This is a genomic window from Pseudomonas sp. B2021 (assembly GCF_018135665.1).
Taxonomy (GTDB): domain Bacteria; phylum Pseudomonadota; class Gammaproteobacteria; order Pseudomonadales; family Pseudomonadaceae; genus Aquipseudomonas; species Aquipseudomonas lactis.
Map to the genome: position 1 here is coordinate 111,798 of NZ_SMOF01000001.1, position 17,969 is coordinate 129,766.

Below are 17,969 nucleotides of genomic sequence, written 5' to 3' on the forward strand. Positions count from 1 at the left end.
AATTGCAGGCGAAAAAAAAGGGGAGCACCTGCCCCCCCGAGGATTAAACGTCAGTTTCGAAGGCTGTGATCAGCCTTCGATCTCAATCAGGATTTCGCCAGGGTTCACCCGGTCGCCCTTGGCCACATGTACAGCGCTCACCTTGCCGGCAATTGCTGCCTGCACTTCGGTTTCCATCTTCATGGCTTCGGTAATCAGCACGGCCTGGCCGGCCTTGACCACGTCGCCGACCTTGACCAGCACATCGACGATATTGCCCGGCATGGCCGTGCTGACATGGCCAGGTTCGGTCGCGTGCTTGCGCTTGCTGCCGCCGCTGCTGACAAACTCGTTGAGCGGTTCGAACACCACTTCTTCCGGCATGCCGTCGATGGACAGGTAGAAGTGGCGCTTGCCTTCGGCCTTCACGCCGACACCGGTGATATCCACGCGGTAGCTTTCGCCGTGCACGTCGATAACGAATTCGGTCGGTACGCCTTCGCCGCCAGCACGGGCCACGCCGCCCGCTTCCGGGATCGGCAACAGCACTTCAGGAGCCAGGGTGCCGGCGTCGCGTTCTTCGAGGAACTTGCGCCCGATGTCCGGGAACATAGCGTAGGTCAGCACGTCTTCTTCGGACTTGGCCAGTGCGCCGATTTCGCCGCGCAGCTTGGTCATTTCCGGCTTGAGCAAATCCGCCGGGCGCACGTCGATCACGTCTTCGCTGCCGATGGCCTGGCGGCGCAGTTTTTCGTTCACCGTGCCCGGCGCCTTGCCGTAACCGCCTTGCAGATAGAGCTTCACTTCGTTGGTGATGGTCTTGTAGCGCTCACCGGCCAGCACGTTGAAGAACGCCTGGGTGCCGACGATCTGCGAGGTCGGCGTTACCAGCGGCGGGAAGCCGAGGTCTTCACGGACCCGCGGGATCTCGGCCAGCACTTCGCTCATGCGGTTCAGAGCGCCCTGCTCCTTGAGCTGGTTGGCCAGGTTGGAGATCATCCCGCCCGGCACCTGGTTGACCTGCACACGGGTGTCGACGGCGGTGAATTCGCTCTCGAACTGGTGGTACTTCTTGCGCACGGCGTAGAAGTACAGGCCGATCTCTTGCAGCAGCTCCAGGTCGAGGCCGGTGTCGAACTCGCTGCCTTTAAGGGCAGCGACCATCGACTCGGTGCCCGGATGGCTGGTGCCCCAGGCAAAGCTGGAGATGGCCGTGTCGATATGGTCGGCACCGTTTTCGATGGCCTTGAGTTGGCACATCGCGGCCAGGCCGGCGGTGTCGTGGGAGTGGATAAAGATCGGCAGGTTCTGCTCGGCTTTGAGTGCCTTGACCAGTTCGCCAGTGGCGTAGGGCGTGAGCAGGCCAGCCATGTCCTTGATCGCGATGGAGTCGCAGCCCATGGCTTCCAATTGCTTGGCCTGGGCCACGAACGCCTCAACGGTATGCACCGGGCTGGTGGTGTAGGCGATAGTGCCTTGTGCATGTTTGCCAGCGGCCTTGACCGCTTCAATGGCCACGCGCAAGTTACGCACGTCGTTCATTGCATCGAAAATGCGGAACACGTCGATACCGTTGACCGCCGCCTTGGCCACGAAGGCTTTGACCACGTCGTCGCTGTAATGGCGGTAGCCCAGCAGGTTCTGGCCGCGCAGCAGCATTTGCAGGCGTGTGTTAGGCAGCGCGGCGCGCAGTTGGCGCAGGCGCTCCCACGGGTCTTCCTTGAGGAAGCGCACACAGGCGTCGAAGGTCGCGCCGCCCCAGACTTCCAGGGACCAGTAGCCGACTTTGTCGAGCTTGTCGCAGATCGGCAGCATGTCGTCGGTGCGCATGCGGGTAGCCAGCAACGATTGGTGGGCGTCGCGCAGGATGGTGTCGGTTACGAAGATCTTCTTGCTCATTGTTATATTCCTCACAGGCCTGCGTGGGCGGCGATGGCGGCGGCGATGGCCAGGGCCAGCTCTTCGGGTTTGCGCTTGATCGAGTAGTTGGTCAGCTCAGGGTGGCTTTCCACAAAGCTTGTATTGAACTGGCCGCTACGGAATTCCGGGTTGCGCAGGATTTCCTGGTAGTAGGCGGCGGTGGTCTTCACGCCTTGCAGGCGCATGTCGTCCAGGGCACGCAGGCCGCGGTCCATGGCTTCTTCCCAGGTCAACGCCCACACCACCAGTTTCAGGCACATGGAGTCGTAGAACGGTGGGATGGTGTAGCCGGTGTAGATCGCCGTGTCGGTACGCACGCCAGGGCCGCCGGGGGCGTAGTAACGGGTGATCTTGCCGAAGCTTGGGAGGAAGTTGTTCTTCGGGTCTTCGGCGTTGATGCGAAACTGCAACGCGAAACCCCGGTGCTGGATGTCTTCCTGCTTGACCGACAATGGCAGGCCGGAGGCGATGCGGATTTGCTCGCGAACGATATCGATGCCGGTGATTTCTTCGGTGATGGTGTGTTCCACCTGCACCCGCGTGTTCATCTCCATGAAGTACACCTCGCCCTCGGCGAGCAGGAACTCCACGGTGCCGGCGTTCTCGTAACCCACAGCCTTGGCCGCGCGCACCGACAGGTCGCCGATGTAGGCGCGCTGTTCCGGGGTCAGTTGCGGGCTGGGGGCGATTTCGATCAGCTTCTGGTTGCGACGCTGGATCGAACAATCACGTTCAAACAGGTGCACCACGTTGCCAAAGCTGTCACCGAGGATCTGCGCCTCGATGTGCTTGGGATTGACGATGCATTTTTCCAGGAACACTTCCGCCGAACCGAAGGCCTTGGTGGCTTCGGAAATCACGCGGGGAAAGGCTTGTTCGAGTTCTTCGCGACTGTTGCAACGACGAATGCCACGCCCGCCGCCACCGGAGGTGGCCTTGAGCATCACCGGGTAACCGATGCGGTCGCCTTCGGTGAGGGCTTCATGGATGTCGGCGACGTTGCCTTCGGTGCCCGGCGTAACCGGCACACCGGCCTTGATCATGCTGCGGCGCGCTTCGGTCTTGTCGCCCATGCGGCGAATCACTTCTGCCGAGGGGCCGATAAACTTGATGCCGCGTTCGGCACAGATGTCTGCCAACTCGGCGTTTTCCGACAGGAAGCCGTAGCCGGGGTGCAGCGCATCGCAACCGGTTTCCACCGCCAGGTTCACCAGCTTGCGCGGGTTCAAGTAACCGGCCAGTGGCTCGGCACCGATGCTGTGGGCTTCGTCGGCACGCTTGACGTGCAACGCGTGGCGGTCGGCGTCCGAATAAACCGCGACCGAGCGAATGCCCATCTCGGCGCAGGCACGCACGATTCGTACGGCAATTTCACCACGGTTGGCGATCAGGATCTTTTTTATCACTTGGAAATTCCCTTGAGCCGATTTGCGTGCTTCGACCCGTTGCAGCCGGGCCGGCGCGTGACCAAATGTTTCATGACAGTCGCGAGACACACACTATGCGCATAGGAGAATTAACAAAAATCAATAATTATTGGGTTGTGTATAAGTAAAGACTTATAGTTGGCCGGACAACTTGGGAGCTAAGGGCTTATAAAATGCGTAAGTCATTGATGCGTATGACATTGCGTCAATTGCAGATCTTCAATGAAGTGTGTGATTTGCGTTCCTACAGCCGTGCCGCCGAGGAAATGTCCCTCACCCAACCGGCGGTCAGCCTGCAAATTCGCCAGTTGGAAGAGCTGATCGGCCAGCCGCTGTTCGACTATGTTGGCAAAAAGCTCTACATGACCGAGGCTGCCGAAGCCCTGCAACGGGCCAGCCGCGATATTTTCGGGCGCCTGGAAAACCTCGATATGCAGCTATCGGACATGCAGGGTTCACTGCAAGGCCAACTGAAACTGGCGGTGGAGTCCAGCGCCAAGTATTTCGTGCCGCACCTGTTCGCCGCCTTCAAGCGTCAGCATCCGGAAGTGCAATTGCAGCTCACGGTAGTCAACCGTGCCCAGGTGATCCGCAGGCTCTCGGACAACCGCGACGACCTGGTGATCATGTCCATGGTGCCCCAGGACATGGGCCTGGAGTTCCTGCCGTTTCTCAACAACCCGATTGTGGCCGTGGCATTGCCGGATCATCCGTTGAGCCTGCAAGGGCCGCTGCGCCTGCAGGACCTGGAGCCTTATACCCTGCTCATCCGTGAACCGGGCTCTGGCACACGGCTGGCCTGCGAAGAGTACTTCAAGGAAAAACGCGTGCACTTCACCCAGACGGTAGAAGTGGCCTCGGCGGAGGCGCAGCGTGAGTGCGTGGTCGCAGGGTTGGGCGTGGCCCTGCTGACGCGCCACGCCTTGAACCTGGAGCTGGCCACCGGCGGGCTCAAGGAGCTGCCGGTGGAAGAACTGCCGCTGTACCGCAGTTGGTGCCTGGTGCAGGCCAAGGCTAAGCGCCTGTCACCGGTGGCCCATGCGTTCCTGGGCTTTATTCGCAGCGAACGGGTGCAGATCAGCGCGTTGGCTGAGCGTTTCGCTGGGCAGCCACGGGTGCCTGCCAATGCAATTCCGGGTAGTCACTGATGCTCTGGAGCAACTGGCGCTCCTCACAACGGTCTTCGATGGCGCGACGGAACGCCATGCGGCGCTGGTCTTCCTGCTGACGACGGGTCTTGACGGTGCTGTTGCTGTCTTCGTAGGGCCGGGTCATTTGGAGTCTCCCAATGCGAGTACGGGGAGTACAGGATGGGCGTGGGGGATGACGGTTTGGCGGCGCGGGGGTTACAGGATGATGAATCTTGCGAAACTGGCGCAAATTCCCTGTGGGAGCTGGCTTGCCTGCGATGGCGGTGTATCAGGCAATGAAGAGGGTAACTGGCAGACCGCTATCGCAGGCAAGCCAGCTCCCACAGGCCCTCAGTCGTCGAGGGCTTTGACGGACTTGGGCGACAACCGCAGGCTGCGCAAGCTGCGCTTCACGCTCTTGAGGTGGTTGACCAGGCTCGGGCCACGGGCCATGGCCACGCCCATCGCCAGCACGTCGATCACCACCAGGTGGGCAATGCGTGAGGTCAGCGGCGTGTAGATTTCGGTGTCTTCATGCACGTCGATCGCCAGGTTCACCGTGGACAGCTCCGCCAATGGCGTCTGGCTCGGGCACAGGGTAATCAGCGAAGCGCCGCTCTCACGCACCAGGTTGGCGGTGATCAGCAGGTCTTTGGAACGACCGGATTGGGAAATGCAGATGGCCACGTCTGTGGGCTTCAAGGTCACCGCCGACATCGCCTGCATGTGCGGGTCGCTATAGGCCGCGGCGGTCAGCAGCAGGCGGAAGAACTTGTGCTGGGCATCGGCCGCCACCGCGCCGGACGCACCGAAGCCGTAGAACTCGACGCGCTGGGCCTGGGACATTGCGGTCACGGCCTTTTGCAGCTCCACCGGGTCGAGCTTCTCACGCACTTCCATCAGGGTGTGCAAGGTGGTGTCGAAGATTTTCAGGCTGTAGTCGGCGACGGAGTCGTCTTCATGGATTGCAAACTGGCCGAAGCTCGCACCAGCAGCCAGGCTTTGCGCCAGCTTGAGTTTCAGATCCTGAAACCCGGAGCAACCAATGGCGCGGCAAAAGCGCACGATGGTCGGCTCACTGATGCCCACGCTGTGGGCCAGGTCGGCCATGGAACTGTGCATCACGGCCGCAGGGTCAAGCAGCACATGATCGGCAACCTTGAGTTCCGATTTGCGTAACAGGTGGCGCGACTGGGCGATATGTTGCAACAGGTTCAAAGGGCAGGACTCTTGTTATTGGCAGACGCCAGGGATGTAGCAAGCTTGTAGTTATACTACAAGAATTGTCGTTTTGCCCGTCCGATGCATCACTAAATCGCCCCGCTCCCCCCCTGATTCAGCGGGCAGGCGCTATGTAGCCATAAAGGCGGCCTACGCTGCGTTAAGAAAAATCTGCATTTTTACGTAACAAATCCGCCAGCCCTTCGGCCCGCATGGGCGGGCTGATCAGGTAACCCTGCACCTCGTCACACTGCTCGCCGCGCAGGAAATCCAGCTGCTGCTGATCCTCCACACCTTCGGCCACTACCTTGAGCGCCAACCCGTGGGCCATGGCGATGATCGCGCGGGTGATCGCCGCATCTTCGCGTCCCTGGCCAAGCCCGCGGATAAAGGCCTGGTCGATCTTTACGTAGTCCACCGGGATGCGCTTGAGGTAGCTGAGGGATGAGTAACCGGTGCCAAAGTCGTCGATGGCCAGCTTCACCCCCAGGTCGCGCAATTGCTGGAAGGTGGCGATGATGTGTTCAACGCTGTCGAGCAACTGGCTTTCGGTCAGTTCCAGCTCCAGGTATTGCGGGTCCAGTGCGGTTTCTTCCAGCACTTGGCGTACCAGGCTGACCAGCTTGCCCTGACGCAGCTGATGCACCGACAAGTTGACCGACACGCGAATCGGCGCCAGCCCCTGGCGCTGCCATTCGCAGGCCTGCCAGCAGGCCTGGCGCAGCACAAATTCGCCCAACGGCACGATCAAGCCGGTTTCTTCCGCCAAACCGATAAAGTCACCCGGCGGCACCATGCCCCACTGCGGATGCTCCCAGCGGACCAACGCCTCGGCAGCGTTCAGTTTGCCAGTGGCCAGGCACAGCTTGGGTTGGTAGAACACCGTGAGCTGACGCTCGTCGATGGCTTTGCGCAGGTGGTTTTCCAGCTGCAAACGCTCCAGGGTGCTGGCTTGCAGGCTGTCGGTGAAGAACTGGAAATTATTCCCGCCCAAGTGCTTGGCATGCTGCATCGCCATATTCGCTTGGCTGACCAGCGCAGAAATTTCCCGCGCGTTATCCGGCAATAGGCTGACGCCCATCGAGGCGCTGACCACCAGTTCATGCCCCTCCACATTCACCGGCACGCGCAATTTCGCCAGCAGCCGGGTCGCCACCCGCGCCAGGCTCGATAAGTTGCCATAGGCGTCGAACAGCACGGCGAATTCATCCCCGGACAGGCGCGCGATGGTGTCGGCCTCCGGCAGCGCGTTGATCAAGCGCCGTGCCATTTTTTGCAGCAGTTGGTCAGCCACTTCATGGCCCAGGCTGTCATTGAGCAATTTGAAGCGGTCGAGGTTGATATGCAGCAGCGCCAGGCTGCGCCCGCCTTGGCGCACGCGCTGGTGAGCTTCGCGCAGCCGTTCGCGAAACAGCGAACGGTTGGCCAGGCCGGTCAACTCGTCGTAGTGAGTGAGGTAGCGCATACGCTCTTCAGACTCGCGCCGCGCCGACAGATCGGCGAAGAACCCTACAATATGGCTGACATTTCCCCGTACATCGCGCACCACGTTCAGCTGTAGCCATTGCGGGTAGAGTTCGCCATTCTTGCGCGTTTCCACCAATTCGCCCTGCCACGTGCCGTGGCTGAGCAATGCCTGGCGGATCAGCGGGAAGTGGCGGCGGGCATCGCGACTGCAGGGCAGTTCCACGACGTTGCGGCCAAGCATGTCGTCGATGTCAAAGCCGGTGACGCGGCTGAACGCCTGGTTCACGGCGATCAACGCATAGTTCGGGTCGAGGATCACAATGCCTTCGCTGGCCGCCTCGAACACCGTCGAAGCCAGGCGCTGCTGCTCTTCCACCGCCTTGGCGGCACTGATGTCACGGCGCGTGCCGAGCATACGGATGACTCGGCCACTGGGCGTGCGCTCCACGGCGCGCCCGCGGTCTTGAATCCACACCCAATGCCCATCGCCATGACGTATCCGGTATTCCACCTGATAGTCCTCGCTGCGGCCTTTGAGATGCTCCACCAACGCGTGCTTGAGCAAGGGCAGATCGTCGGGGTGCAGGCGCGGTTTGAGGTGGCTGAGCATCGCCGTGACGTATTCGGGCTCCAGGCCAAACAACTCCTTGAGCTGGGTGTGGTGGACCTCGTCGGTTTGCAGGTTCCAGTCCCACAGGCCCAGTTCACTGGCTTGCAGGGCCATGGCCAGGCGCGCTTCGCTTTTACTCAAGGCGAGACTGGCAGCATCCAGTTGCTGGCTGCGTTGCGCCACACGGTCTTGCAGGCCGACCTGGGCTTCACGCAAGTCCTGCTCCACCTCGCGGCGCTGCTCGACTTCGCGCACCAGCTCCTGGTTCAACTGCTCACTGCGTTGCTGCGCCTGCTGTAGATGCTCGATCAGGGCCTGGTTCTGGAAACGGCGCAACAGCCCGCGCTGGATCAGGCGGTTGACCTGCCACGCGACCAGGCTCAGGGACGCCAGTAGGATCAGGCCGAGTACGCCCCAGCCTTGTTGCTGCGGGGTGCCATCCCAGAACAGGTAGACGATGGCCGGCACCAGGCACGGCAAGGCAAACGACAGGTAGGCCCACAGGCTCACGGCATAGGCCACGCTGGCCGACAAGGTGGCGGCGCCAATCAGGCCAAACACCCAGGCCTGATGCATGAAGCTGTCCGTGGGCACCAGGGCAATGGCCGCAACCGAGAGGGTCAGGCCACTGACCGCCGAGCCGAGCATGAACATACGCCGCCACACGGGCTGGGCCTGGCGGCTGGGCATGGCCGAGTCAAAGGCCGCCACTTGGATCACGCGCATTGCCACCAGGGCGAGCAGCCAGAGCAGCCAGACGCTGTCCAGCAGGTACTGATCGGGGTTCCACAGCAGCCAGGCGCAGACCAGGCCATTGACCAGCATCAACAGCGTCGGCAGCAACGAACCCTGATACAGCAGGCGTGTGCGCTCAACCGCGATTTCGGTTGCATAGTGTTTATGGATGACCTGTGCTGGGGCCGGCGAGAGGCCAAACAGGTCGGTGCTAAGGGTCATAGGCGGTGTTCTTATAATGGTGAGCCCGAAACGTCGACGGAGCATACACAAGCAAGCGCCCGGGCCAAACTGCTACAAGTCATAAAAAACCTGTTGCGATTGGCCGCAAACCTTTGGCCCAGACCGCTTGGGCAAGACACGGCACGGGCTGCGGCCGATGACCAACCGGTCATCACCCACGCCAGAATGTACGCCCCCGGCGCTAGCGTGCAGGCGTTTTGCATCGACCATCCGGCATTGGGATTTGCCCAGGCCCCCCAAGGCCCATAGAATGCGTCGATGCGCGATGATCTCTCTCTTTTGCTGAACTCCCTCAACGATGCCCAACGCCAGGCCGTAGCGGCCCCCGTTGGCCGTCAGTTGGTCCTGGCCGGTGCTGGCTCCGGTAAAACCCGAGTGCTGGTGCACCGTATCGCCTGGTTGATCCAGGTCGAAAACGCGTCCCCGCATTCCATCCTGTCGGTGACCTTCACCAACAAGGCCGCTGCCGAGATGCGTCATCGCATCGAGCAGTTGATGGGCATCAGCCCGGCCGGCATGTGGGTGGGCACCTTCCATGGCCTGGCGCACCGCCTGTTGCGGGCGCATTGGCAGGAAGCGGGGCTGAGCCAGACCTTCCAGATTCTCGACAGCGACGACCAGCAACGCCTGGTCAAGCGCGTGATCCGCGAGCTGGGCCTGGACGAACAACGCTGGCCGGCGCGCCAGGCGCAGTGGTTTATCAACGGCCAGAAAGACGAAGGCCTGCGCCCGCAACATATCCAGGCCAGCGGCGACCTGTTCCTAGCCACCATGCGCAGCATTTATGAAGCCTATGAAGCGGCCTGCGTGCGCGCCGGCGTCATCGACTTCTCCGAACTGCTGCTGCGTGCCCTCGACCTGTGGCGCGACAACCCCGGTTTGCTGGCCCATTACCAGAAACGCTTCCGCCACATTCTGGTGGACGAGTTCCAGGACACCAACGCCGTGCAGTACGCCTGGTTGCGCCTGCTGGCCAAGGGCGGCGACAGCCTGATGGTGGTGGGCGATGACGACCAGTCGATCTACGGCTGGCGTGGCGCGAAAATCGAGAACATTTACCAGTATTCCGAAGACTTCCCGGACGCGGTGACCATCCGCCTGGAGCAGAATTACCGCTCCACCGCCGGCATCCTCAAGGCTGCCAACGCCTTGATCGCCAACAACACCGGGCGCCTGGGCAAAGAGCTGTGGACCGACGGCGGCGAAGGCGAAGCGATCAACCTGTACGCAGCGTTCAATGAGCACGATGAAGCGCGCTACGTGGTCGAAACCATCGAAAGCGCACTGAAAACCGGCCTGGCCCGCAGCGATATCGCGATTCTGTACCGTTCCAACGCCCAATCGCGGGTGCTGGAAGAAGCCTTGCTGCGCGAACGCATCCCGTACCGCATCTACGGCGGCCAGCGCTTCTTTGAACGTGCCGAAATCAAGAACGCCATGGCCTACCTGCGCTTGCTGGAAGGCCGGGGTAACGATGCGGCGCTGGAGCGGGTGATCAATATCCCGGCGCGTGGCATTGGCGAGAAAACCGTCGAAGCGATCCGCGACCATGCGCGCCATGCCGATGTGTCGATGTGGGAAGCCATGCGCTTGCTGATCGCCAATAAAGGCCTGACCGGCCGTGCTGCCGGGGCGTTGGGGGTGTTCGTCGAGCTGATCGAGAACCTGGCGGCCAAGTGCGCAGAAATGCCGCTGCACCTGATGACCCAAACTGTCATCGAGCAGTCCGGGCTGATCGCCTATCACGAAGCGGAAAAGGGTGAGAAAGGCCAGGCTCGGGTAGAAAACCTTGAGGAACTGGTCAGCGCCGCCCGTGCGTTCGAAAACACCGAGGACGACGAAGAGCTGACGCCGCTCGCCGCCTTCCTGGGCCACGCTTCGCTGGAAGCCGGTGATACCCAGGCCGATGAGCATGAAGACAGCATCCAGCTGATGACCTTGCACAGCGCCAAGGGCCTGGAATTCCCTTACGTGTTCCTGGTGGGCATGGAAGAAGGCCTGTTCCCTCACAAGATGAGCCTGGAAGAACCTGGCCGTCTTGAAGAAGAACGCCGCCTGGCCTACGTGGGTATTACCCGGGCGATGCAGAACCTGGTGATGACCTACGCCGAGACCCGACGGCTGTACGGCAGCGAAACCTACAACAAGGTGTCGCGCTTCGTACGTGAGGTGCCGAAGGGGCTGATCCAGGAAGTACGCTTGTCCAACAGCGTCAGCCGCCCGTTTGGCGGTGGCCAGCAACAGAATTCCAGCAGCCTGTTTGCCGGCTCCGAAATACCAGAAACCCCGTTCAGCCTGGGCCAGCAGGTCAAGCATGCGATCTTCGGCGAAGGCGTGATCCTCAACTTCGAAGGCGCAGGCGCCCAGGCGCGGGTGCAGGTGAACTTCGCCGAGGGCAGCAAGTGGCTGATGATGGGTTACGCCAAGCTCGAGGCTATCTGAACCCCATTCCTGCAGGAGCGAGCTTGCTCGCGAAGAACGCCCAGACAATGCGTTCATCCAGAATGCCCGCGTGATCGTTGACGATTTTCGCGAGCAAGCTCGCTCCTACGGGAAGATACGGCCGCGCCCTTGTATTTCACGCGTGCGGGCCAATATCTGTAATTAGTCCTACAGACCCTTCGGATTTGGTCTTACGCAAAAGCCCGAAACATTATGCCGCTAGCCACTGCCACGACACCTGTGCAACATGGCGCGCGTGCAATCCACAAATGGGAATTCCCTATATGAAACGTTTTCTTAGCATCGCCATGGCGTTGTGCATCGGCCTGACGATGAGCCTCGACGCCAACGCCAAACGCTTCGGTGGCGGCAAAAGCTCGGGCGCGGCACCGACTCACCAGACCAGCCAAATGGCTCCATCCGCCGGTGCGGGCGGTGCTGCGGCGACTGCAGGCGGTGCCGCTGGCGCTGCTGCTAAGGCCGGCGGTGCTTCGCGCTGGCTGGGCCCACTGGCCGGCATCGCCGCCGGTGGCCTGCTGGCGTCCATGTTCATGGGCGACGGCTTTCAGGGCATGCAGATCTTCGACATCCTGATCATGGGCGTCATCGCCTTTTTGGTCTTCCGCTTTATCGCCGCCCGTCGCCGCAAGCAGCAGGAGCACCTGGCTCCAGCCGGCGCGCCAATGCAGCGTGAAGCGTTCGAACAGAAGCCTGCCATGGGTTCGATCTTCGGTGGTTCGGCAGCTCCTGCCGCCCGTCCGGTGATCAACGCACCGGCCTGGTTCAACGAAGAGCGTTTCGTCGAAGCGGCCCGCAGCCACTTCCAGTCCCTGCAACAGCACTGGGACGCCAACGAAATGGACAAGATCTCCGAGTTCGTGACCCCGCAGCTGTTGGAGTTCCTCAAGCGCGAACGTGCCGAGATCGGTGACGCCTTCCAGTCGACCTACATCGACGACCTGCGCGTACAGCTCGATGGCGTGGATGATCGCGCCGACAAGACCATCGCCACCCTGACTTTCAGCGGTGTGTCGAAGTCCTCGCGTTTCGACCAGGGCGAAGTGTTCAGCGAAAGCTGGAACATGGAACGCGCCCAGGGCGACGACCAGCCTTGGCTGGTCGCCGGTATCCGCCAGAACGGTTAATACCTGCGCGGTTGAGCAAGCGGTAACAAAAACCCCGGACATGTCCGGGGTTTTCTATTTCACGGTTGCACTTATAGCGAGCTACTGTATAAAACGCCCCTATAAACCGCGCCATCTAGCAAGAGGATCCCGGCCGTGGAAGAAATCATCGAACAACTGCGTGAAGCCAACGAACCGGTCCCGGTTCCTTTGGAGCTGCCTGACGAAGACCAACTGGTGGAAATCGAAGAACAACTGTTCATCGACATCCCCTTTGTCTTCCGCGAATTCCTGCTGACCGTCAGTGACGTGGTCTATGGCAGCCTGGAGCCAGTGACCGTCACCGACCCGCAGTCCCACACCTACCTGCCTGACGTTGCCGCCAACGCCTGGGATGCCGGCGTTGATCGCAGCCTGATCCCTATCTGCCAGGACGGCGATGACTACTACTGCGTCGAAGAAGACGGCACCGTGGTGTTGTGGTCTGCCGAAGAAGAACTCGTCCAGGAAGAAACCTGGGAATCGGTGTGGCACTGGGCGCGGGACGTCTGGCTGGAAAGCTGAGTCCCTTGTAGAAGCCGAGCTTGCTCGCGAGAAACCTGAGGGCGCCGCTTTGTGTCAGGTTTCCCGCGTTATCGTTAACAATCTTCGCGAGCAAGCTCGCTCTACTGTGTATCCTTGTGGTTATCCAGCGTCTCCAGCAACGCAACCTGCATCCGCGTATGCACACGGATAAACCAGCGCCAGAGCACTGCAGCCACCGCCGCCGTGACCACGGCAATCAGCACCAGCAACTTGTTGGTCGGCAGAATACTGGCCGACAAGGCTGCCAATAGCAGGAAGATTACCAGCAGCGACAAGATCGGGATCAGCTCGGCAATCACCCGTCGCACACGCTGGGTATGCCGTCCGGCCATTTCCGGCTTCACGCTCATCTCCGCCAGCAGCATCGACAACGCCTTGAGCTTGCGATACGCCGCAATCAGAAACGGCAACGACACCAGCAGCGCCCCGCCCCAGATCAACGCCTTCTGCCAGCTCTGATCGCTGACCCAGCCCTCCAGATACCCACCGATGCGCTCCGCGAAAAAGCTGCCGGCAAAGAAGATCGCGATCACCAACGCCAGGTTTACCCCGACCTGCAGGATGATCTTGCGGATCATCGCGGCCAACATCGCCCCCTCGCCCTGAGGCGAAATGCTGCGCAGCCATTCGCCATACATGCCGAACACTCGGCTCATACGCTTGGGCATCACCGCCGCGATCTTCAACGACAGTGGGTCCGCGCCACGAATCAGGTAGGGCGTGAGCAGCGTGGTGATCGCCGAAACGGCCACCGCCACGGGGTACAGAAAGTCGCTGGTGACCTGCAGGGTCATCCCCAGCGCCGCGATGATGAAAGAAAACTCGCCAATTTGTGACAGCCCCATACCCACCCGCAGCGAGGTGCGACCATCGTTGCCGGCGATAAACGCGCCCAGCCCGCAAGACAGCATCTTGCCCAGCACCACGGCCACGGTGATCACTGCAATGGGCCAGGCGTATTGCAGCAGGATCTGCGGGTCGATCATCAAGCCAATCGCCACGAAGAAAATTGCGCTGAACATGTCGCGAACGGGCTCGATTAGGCCCTCGATCTTAATCAACTGGCGGGATTCAGCCATGATGGCGCCAATCAGGAAGGCCCCGAGCACCATGCTGTATTCCAACTTCACCACCAGCAGGCAGAAACCGAAACACAGGCCCAACACGGTGATCAGCAGCATCTCGTTGCTTTCGAACTTGGCCACATAGGCCAGCAGGCGCGGCACCAGCAAAATACCAATCACCAGGGCGACGATCATGAACAACGAGAGCTTGCCGACCGTGGAGAACACCTCGCCGGAGCTGACCGTGCCACTGACGGCAATGCTCGACAGCAAGGCAATGATGCCGATACCCAGGATGTCCTCGACAATCAGCACGCCGAAAATCAGCTGGGCGAACCGCTGGTCTTTCATCTTCAGGTCGTTGAGGGCCTTGACGATAATGGTGGTCGAGGAGATCGCCAGGATCGCGCCGAGGAACAGCGAGTCCATGGTGCTCCAATCGAACCAGCGGCCGATCTCGTAGCCGATCCAGATCATCAGCACGATTTCCAGGAACGCCGCGATAAACGCCGTAGCTCCTACCTTGAATAGCTTGCGCAGGCTGAATTCCAAGCCCAGACAGAACATCAGGAAGATAACCCCCAACTCGGCCAGGGTCTTGATCGTGTCTTCGTCGTGGATCAGGCCAAACGGCGGGGTGTGGGGGCCGATAATGAAGCCGGCGACGATGTAGCCCAACACCACCGGCTGCTTGAAGCGGTGAAACAGGATGGTGACCACCCCTGCCACCAGCATGATCACGGCCAAGTCCTGGATAAAGCTGATGGCGTGCATGGCGAGGGGCTCCTTGAGGGTGCCGGCACTTTTCCCACTTCCGGCCGCGCCTTTGAAGGGTCGGAAAAGTCTGCCTTGATCGTAAGAAAAGCCCTGAGAAGGGCTTTTGAAGGGTAACACCGCGACTTCTGCTGGAAAGCCGGTGCAATATATGGAAACAGATCGCTGCGCGCGTGACGGCAAGCCGCCTGACGGCGTCCCGTTAGGGATGGCGCTGCAAAGACTTTGAGTACCCGCAGAGGTGCCTTCCCCCCAACCAATGCCTACAACCCGTGAGTGTGCTATGGAACCCGGAAACGCCCAGCTGTCGATGACGGTACTGATGACCCCTGACATGGCCAACTTCTCTGGCAATGTGCACGGCGGCACGCTGCTCAAGTACCTCGACGAAGTGGCCTACGCCTGCGCCAGCCGTTATGCCGGTCGTTATGTGGTCACGCTGTCGGTGGACCAGGTGATCTTTCGCGAGCCGATCCATGTCGGTGAACTGGTGACCTTCCTGGCGTCAGTCAACTACACCGGCAATACGTCGATGGAAGTGGGCATCAAGGTGGTGACCGAGAACATCCGTGAGCGCTCGGTGCGCCATACCAACAGCTGCTTCTTCACCATGGTGGCCGTGGATGACCAGCGCAAACCTGCCGCTGTACCGCCGTTGCAGCCGCAGAACAGCGAGGACAAGCGCCGCTTTGTGCAGGCCCAGCAGCGTCGGCAGATTCGCCAGGAATTGGAAAAGCGCTACCGGGAAATCAAAGCCGACGCGCCGTAAACTCCAAGCGGTGAATCAACTCAAAAAAGTGTGGGAGCGGGCTTGCCCGCGATAGCAGTGGTTCAGTCGACATCTCTTTGACTGAGACTCCGTCATCGCGGCCAAGCCCGCTCCCACATTGGGATCTGTGTCATTACAGGCTGATCGGTGTGGCTTCGAAGCGCACACGCGGATGGGCAATACGGTCCTGGGCCCGCACCAGTTCCAGTTCATAACTGGCGCAGGCCTGGGTTTCCAGCAGCACTTCATGCACGGCCGCAGCGGTGAACTCAAAAGCGGCCACCAGGCTATCGCCCAACAGTACCCGCGCCAGGAACAGGCCGGACGTCAGGTCGCCCACGCCCACTGGCTGACGCGGAAACGCCAGCAGCGGTCGACGTAAGTGCCAACTGCCATCAGCCGTCACCAACAGCATTTCAAACCCTTCTGGCAGTTTGCCTGGGTAATCCAGGTGCTTGACCAGCACCGCCTTGGGCCCACGCGCCAGCAATGCCTTGGCCATCGCCAGGCAATCGAACAGCGATTGCGGCTTGCGCCCGGCAAAGCTGTCCAACTCCAGTTGGTTGGGGCACAGGAAGTCCGCCATGGCGGCAGCCTCATCCAAAAGGAAATCGCTGACCTCCTGCGGCACGATGCAGCCCTTTTCCGGGTGGCCCATCACCGGGTCGCACAGGTACAGCGCCTTGGGGTTGATCGCCTTGATGCGCGCCACACCGCTGAGGATGGCGCGGCCCTGGTCTGCACTGCCCAGGTATCCGGACAGCACCGCATCACAATTGCCCAGCTCACCAATCGCGGCAATACCCTCTACCAGCGCAGGAATTTGCTGCGGCGCCAACACTTCGCCCGCCCACTGTCCATACTGTGTGTGGTTGGAGAACTGCACCGTGTTGAGCGGCCAGACGTTCACCCCGACCCGCTGCATGGGGAACACGGCGGCGCTGTTTCCGGCGTGGCCGAAGACCACATGAGACTGGATCGCAAGCAGGTGAGGTGTACGTTTCATGCGGGAGATTTCCGTAAAACCGTTGAATTTCTGGCCGAGCAGTATGCGACTAAACGCAGCCTGTACGACAGACCGGCGACACAGTTAAGCTGCGCTCACTTTGTTGGAGTTCATGGAATGCTGACCCTGGGAAACATCTTCGTCTTGATGCTGCTGGCCACCGGCGCCGCCTGGGTTTGGCACAACCACGGCCTGCGTGAACGGGCGTTGGCGCGGGTCAAGCAGCATTGCGCCAAGCTCGATATCGAGCTGCTTGACGGTGCCGTGGCGCTCAAACGCATCGGTTTCGTCAAGGATGCCAATGGCCGTCGACGCCTGGCGCGCATCTATAATTTCGAGTTTACGGTAACCGGCGAAACCCGGCATGCCGGGGTCATCACCCAATTCGGCGCCCACAGCGCGCAGATCGAACTGGCGCCCTACCCGTTCGAAACCAAAGAGCCGCTGCCCAGCGCCGAGATCATCGAATTGAGCCAGTGGCGCCAGGACCACGCCAGCAAGAAACATCAGTAACGGCAGGCTGCCAGGGCGCTCTGCAATGCGGCCACGTCCTGTGGTGCGCTGAAGATCAATTCAACGCGTGAATCGCGCCGCCAAGCGCTGGGTTGCCAGTGCAGTGGACTGTTATCCACCGCGTTGGCGGACACCCAGCCGTCAACACTGTGGATAACCAATTTGGCCCGGCGCCAGCCCAAACTCGATAGCCACTGATGCAGACGGCTAACATCGAATCGCTGGCTTGGGTGCCAGCGCCAGCCGATGCTCCAGCCGCCCTCCTGGCTCTGACTCAGACAGATCGGCAGCCCCGGGTCGCTCCAGATCGCCGGCATTTGCCCCACCGCTTCAGGAACGCCGAAATTATCCACAGCTACTTGGGCCTGTGCTTTCAAACCGGGCAACCGGTCGAGTGGCAGTTGCGCCTGGCGTGTCCAATGGAGCGGGCAATCGGGTAATTGCGCTTCAATCGCCTGACGTTGCGCTGCGGTCAGCGTCTCGTCCTTGTTCAGCACCAGCAGGCCGGCACTGGTCAACGCCTCCTGTTGTGCCTGCGGCAACGGCTTGCCGGCCGCCAGAGCCTGGGCATCGAGTACCAGCACGCAAGGCTGCACGGCCAGCACGCCTTGCCATGGTGCCTGCCGCAGTTGCTTGAGCAATTGCGCTGGATGGCCCAAGCCTGAGGGCTCGATAAACAGCCGATCCGGCTTGGCCTTACGCAACAAACGGCCCAGCCCTACCTGGAATGGTGCACCGTTCACACAGCACAAACAGCCGCCCGCCACCTCACCCAAGGCGATACCTTCATCGTCTTGTGTGAGTAGGGCTGCGTCCAGGCCGATCTGGCCGAACTCGTTGATCAGCACCGCCCAGCGCTCGTTGGCCGGGCGCTGGGCAAGCAGGTGCTTGATCAGGCTGGTCTTGCCGGCGCCCAAGGGCCCGGCAATCACATGGGTAGGAATGTTCTGCAGCATAAGA

General features: G+C 61.0%; 14 protein-coding genes. 6 read left to right on the forward strand and 8 right to left on the reverse strand.

Annotated elements, in window-relative coordinates:
• Positions 1-69: 69 nt before the first annotated feature.
• A complete protein-coding gene (gene oadA, locus E1K68_RS00455) occupies positions 70-1,878 on the reverse strand; it encodes a sodium-extruding oxaloacetate decarboxylase subunit alpha (RefSeq protein ID WP_003195730.1) in 1,809 nt (602 codons plus the stop codon).
• Positions 1,879-1,889: 11 nt separating this feature from the next.
• Positions 1,890-3,305 carry an acetyl-CoA carboxylase biotin carboxylase subunit gene (locus E1K68_RS00460; RefSeq protein ID WP_003195732.1) on the reverse strand — a complete coding sequence of 472 codons (1,416 nt, stop codon included), beginning with the start codon at positions 3,303-3,305 and terminating at the stop codon, positions 1,890-1,892.
• 194 nt (positions 3,306-3,499) lie between these two features.
• On the opposite strand from E1K68_RS00460, the gene E1K68_RS00465 reads away from it, so the two are divergent.
• Positions 3,500-4,474 carry a LysR family transcriptional regulator gene (locus E1K68_RS00465; protein ID WP_003195734.1) on the forward strand — a complete coding sequence of 325 codons (975 nt, stop codon included), beginning with the start codon at positions 3,500-3,502 and terminating at the stop codon, positions 4,472-4,474.
• Here the strand turns inward: E1K68_RS00465 and E1K68_RS00470 are convergent.
• From E1K68_RS00470 to E1K68_RS00480, 3 genes are all read right to left on the reverse strand, one after another.
• The gene (locus E1K68_RS00470; RefSeq protein WP_020302818.1) at positions 4,404-4,601 is read right to left on the reverse strand and encodes a hypothetical protein; all 198 of its coding nucleotides are present in this window, start codon (positions 4,599-4,601) and stop codon (positions 4,404-4,406) included. The two genes, E1K68_RS00465 and E1K68_RS00470, sit on opposite strands and share 71 nt — an antisense overlap.
• Before the next feature lie 206 nt (positions 4,602-4,807).
• Positions 4,808-5,674: a transcriptional regulator HexR gene (hexR, locus tag E1K68_RS00475; RefSeq protein WP_003177007.1), complete on the reverse strand. Its 867-nt coding sequence runs from the start codon at positions 5,672-5,674 to the stop codon at positions 4,808-4,810.
• Positions 5,675-5,837: 163 nt separating this feature from the next.
• Complete coding sequence (locus E1K68_RS00480; RefSeq protein ID WP_003195736.1) at positions 5,838-8,711, reverse strand: EAL domain-containing protein; 2,874 nt, start codon at positions 8,709-8,711, stop codon at positions 5,838-5,840.
• A gap of 279 nt (positions 8,712-8,990) precedes the next feature.
• Here E1K68_RS00480 and uvrD point away from each other — a divergent pair, with 279 nt between their 5' ends.
• The 3 genes from uvrD to E1K68_RS00495 all read left to right on the forward strand — a co-directional run bounded on the left by uvrD (position 8,991) and on the right by E1K68_RS00495 (position 12,862).
• Positions 8,991-11,174: a DNA helicase II gene (gene uvrD, locus E1K68_RS00485; RefSeq protein ID WP_003195738.1), complete on the forward strand. Its 2,184-nt coding sequence runs from the start codon at positions 8,991-8,993 to the stop codon at positions 11,172-11,174.
• 284 nt (positions 11,175-11,458) lie between these two features.
• Positions 11,459-12,319, forward strand: a complete 861-nt coding sequence (locus E1K68_RS00490) for a Tim44 domain-containing protein (protein ID WP_212613658.1) — start codon at positions 11,459-11,461, stop codon at positions 12,317-12,319.
• Between the two features lie 135 nt (positions 12,320-12,454).
• Positions 12,455-12,862, forward strand: a complete 408-nt coding sequence (locus E1K68_RS00495) for an SMI1/KNR4 family protein (RefSeq protein WP_003195742.1) — start codon at positions 12,455-12,457, stop codon at positions 12,860-12,862.
• A 101-nt stretch (positions 12,863-12,963) separates the two neighbouring features.
• Here E1K68_RS00495 and E1K68_RS00500 read toward each other — a convergent pair whose 3' ends face one another.
• Positions 12,964-14,721, reverse strand: coding sequence for a cation:proton antiporter (locus E1K68_RS00500; protein WP_003195744.1), 1,758 nt, complete (start codon positions 14,719-14,721; stop codon positions 12,964-12,966).
• A gap of 283 nt (positions 14,722-15,004) precedes the next feature.
• Between E1K68_RS00500 and E1K68_RS00505 the strand changes: the two genes are divergently transcribed.
• Positions 15,005-15,490, forward strand: a complete 486-nt coding sequence (locus E1K68_RS00505) for an acyl-CoA thioesterase (RefSeq protein ID WP_003195747.1) — start codon at positions 15,005-15,007, stop codon at positions 15,488-15,490.
• A 133-nt stretch (positions 15,491-15,623) separates the two neighbouring features.
• Here the strand turns inward: E1K68_RS00505 and pdxY are convergent, their stop codons facing one another.
• Entirely contained in the window at positions 15,624-16,496 is an 873-nt protein-coding gene (pdxY, locus tag E1K68_RS00510) for a pyridoxal kinase PdxY (RefSeq protein WP_003195749.1), read from the reverse strand.
• Between the two features lie 117 nt (positions 16,497-16,613).
• On the opposite strand from pdxY, the gene E1K68_RS00515 reads away from it, so the two are divergent.
• Entirely contained in the window at positions 16,614-17,009 is a 396-nt protein-coding gene (locus tag E1K68_RS00515) for a DUF3301 domain-containing protein (RefSeq protein WP_003195752.1), read from the forward strand.
• Here the strand turns inward: E1K68_RS00515 and E1K68_RS00520 are convergent.
• Positions 17,003-17,965 (reverse strand): CobW family GTP-binding protein, encoded by a 963-nt coding sequence (locus E1K68_RS00520; RefSeq protein WP_094773986.1) that lies wholly within the window; start codon positions 17,963-17,965, stop codon positions 17,003-17,005. The two genes, E1K68_RS00515 and E1K68_RS00520, sit on opposite strands and share 7 nt — an antisense overlap.
• Between the last annotated feature and the right edge of the window lie 4 nt (positions 17,966-17,969).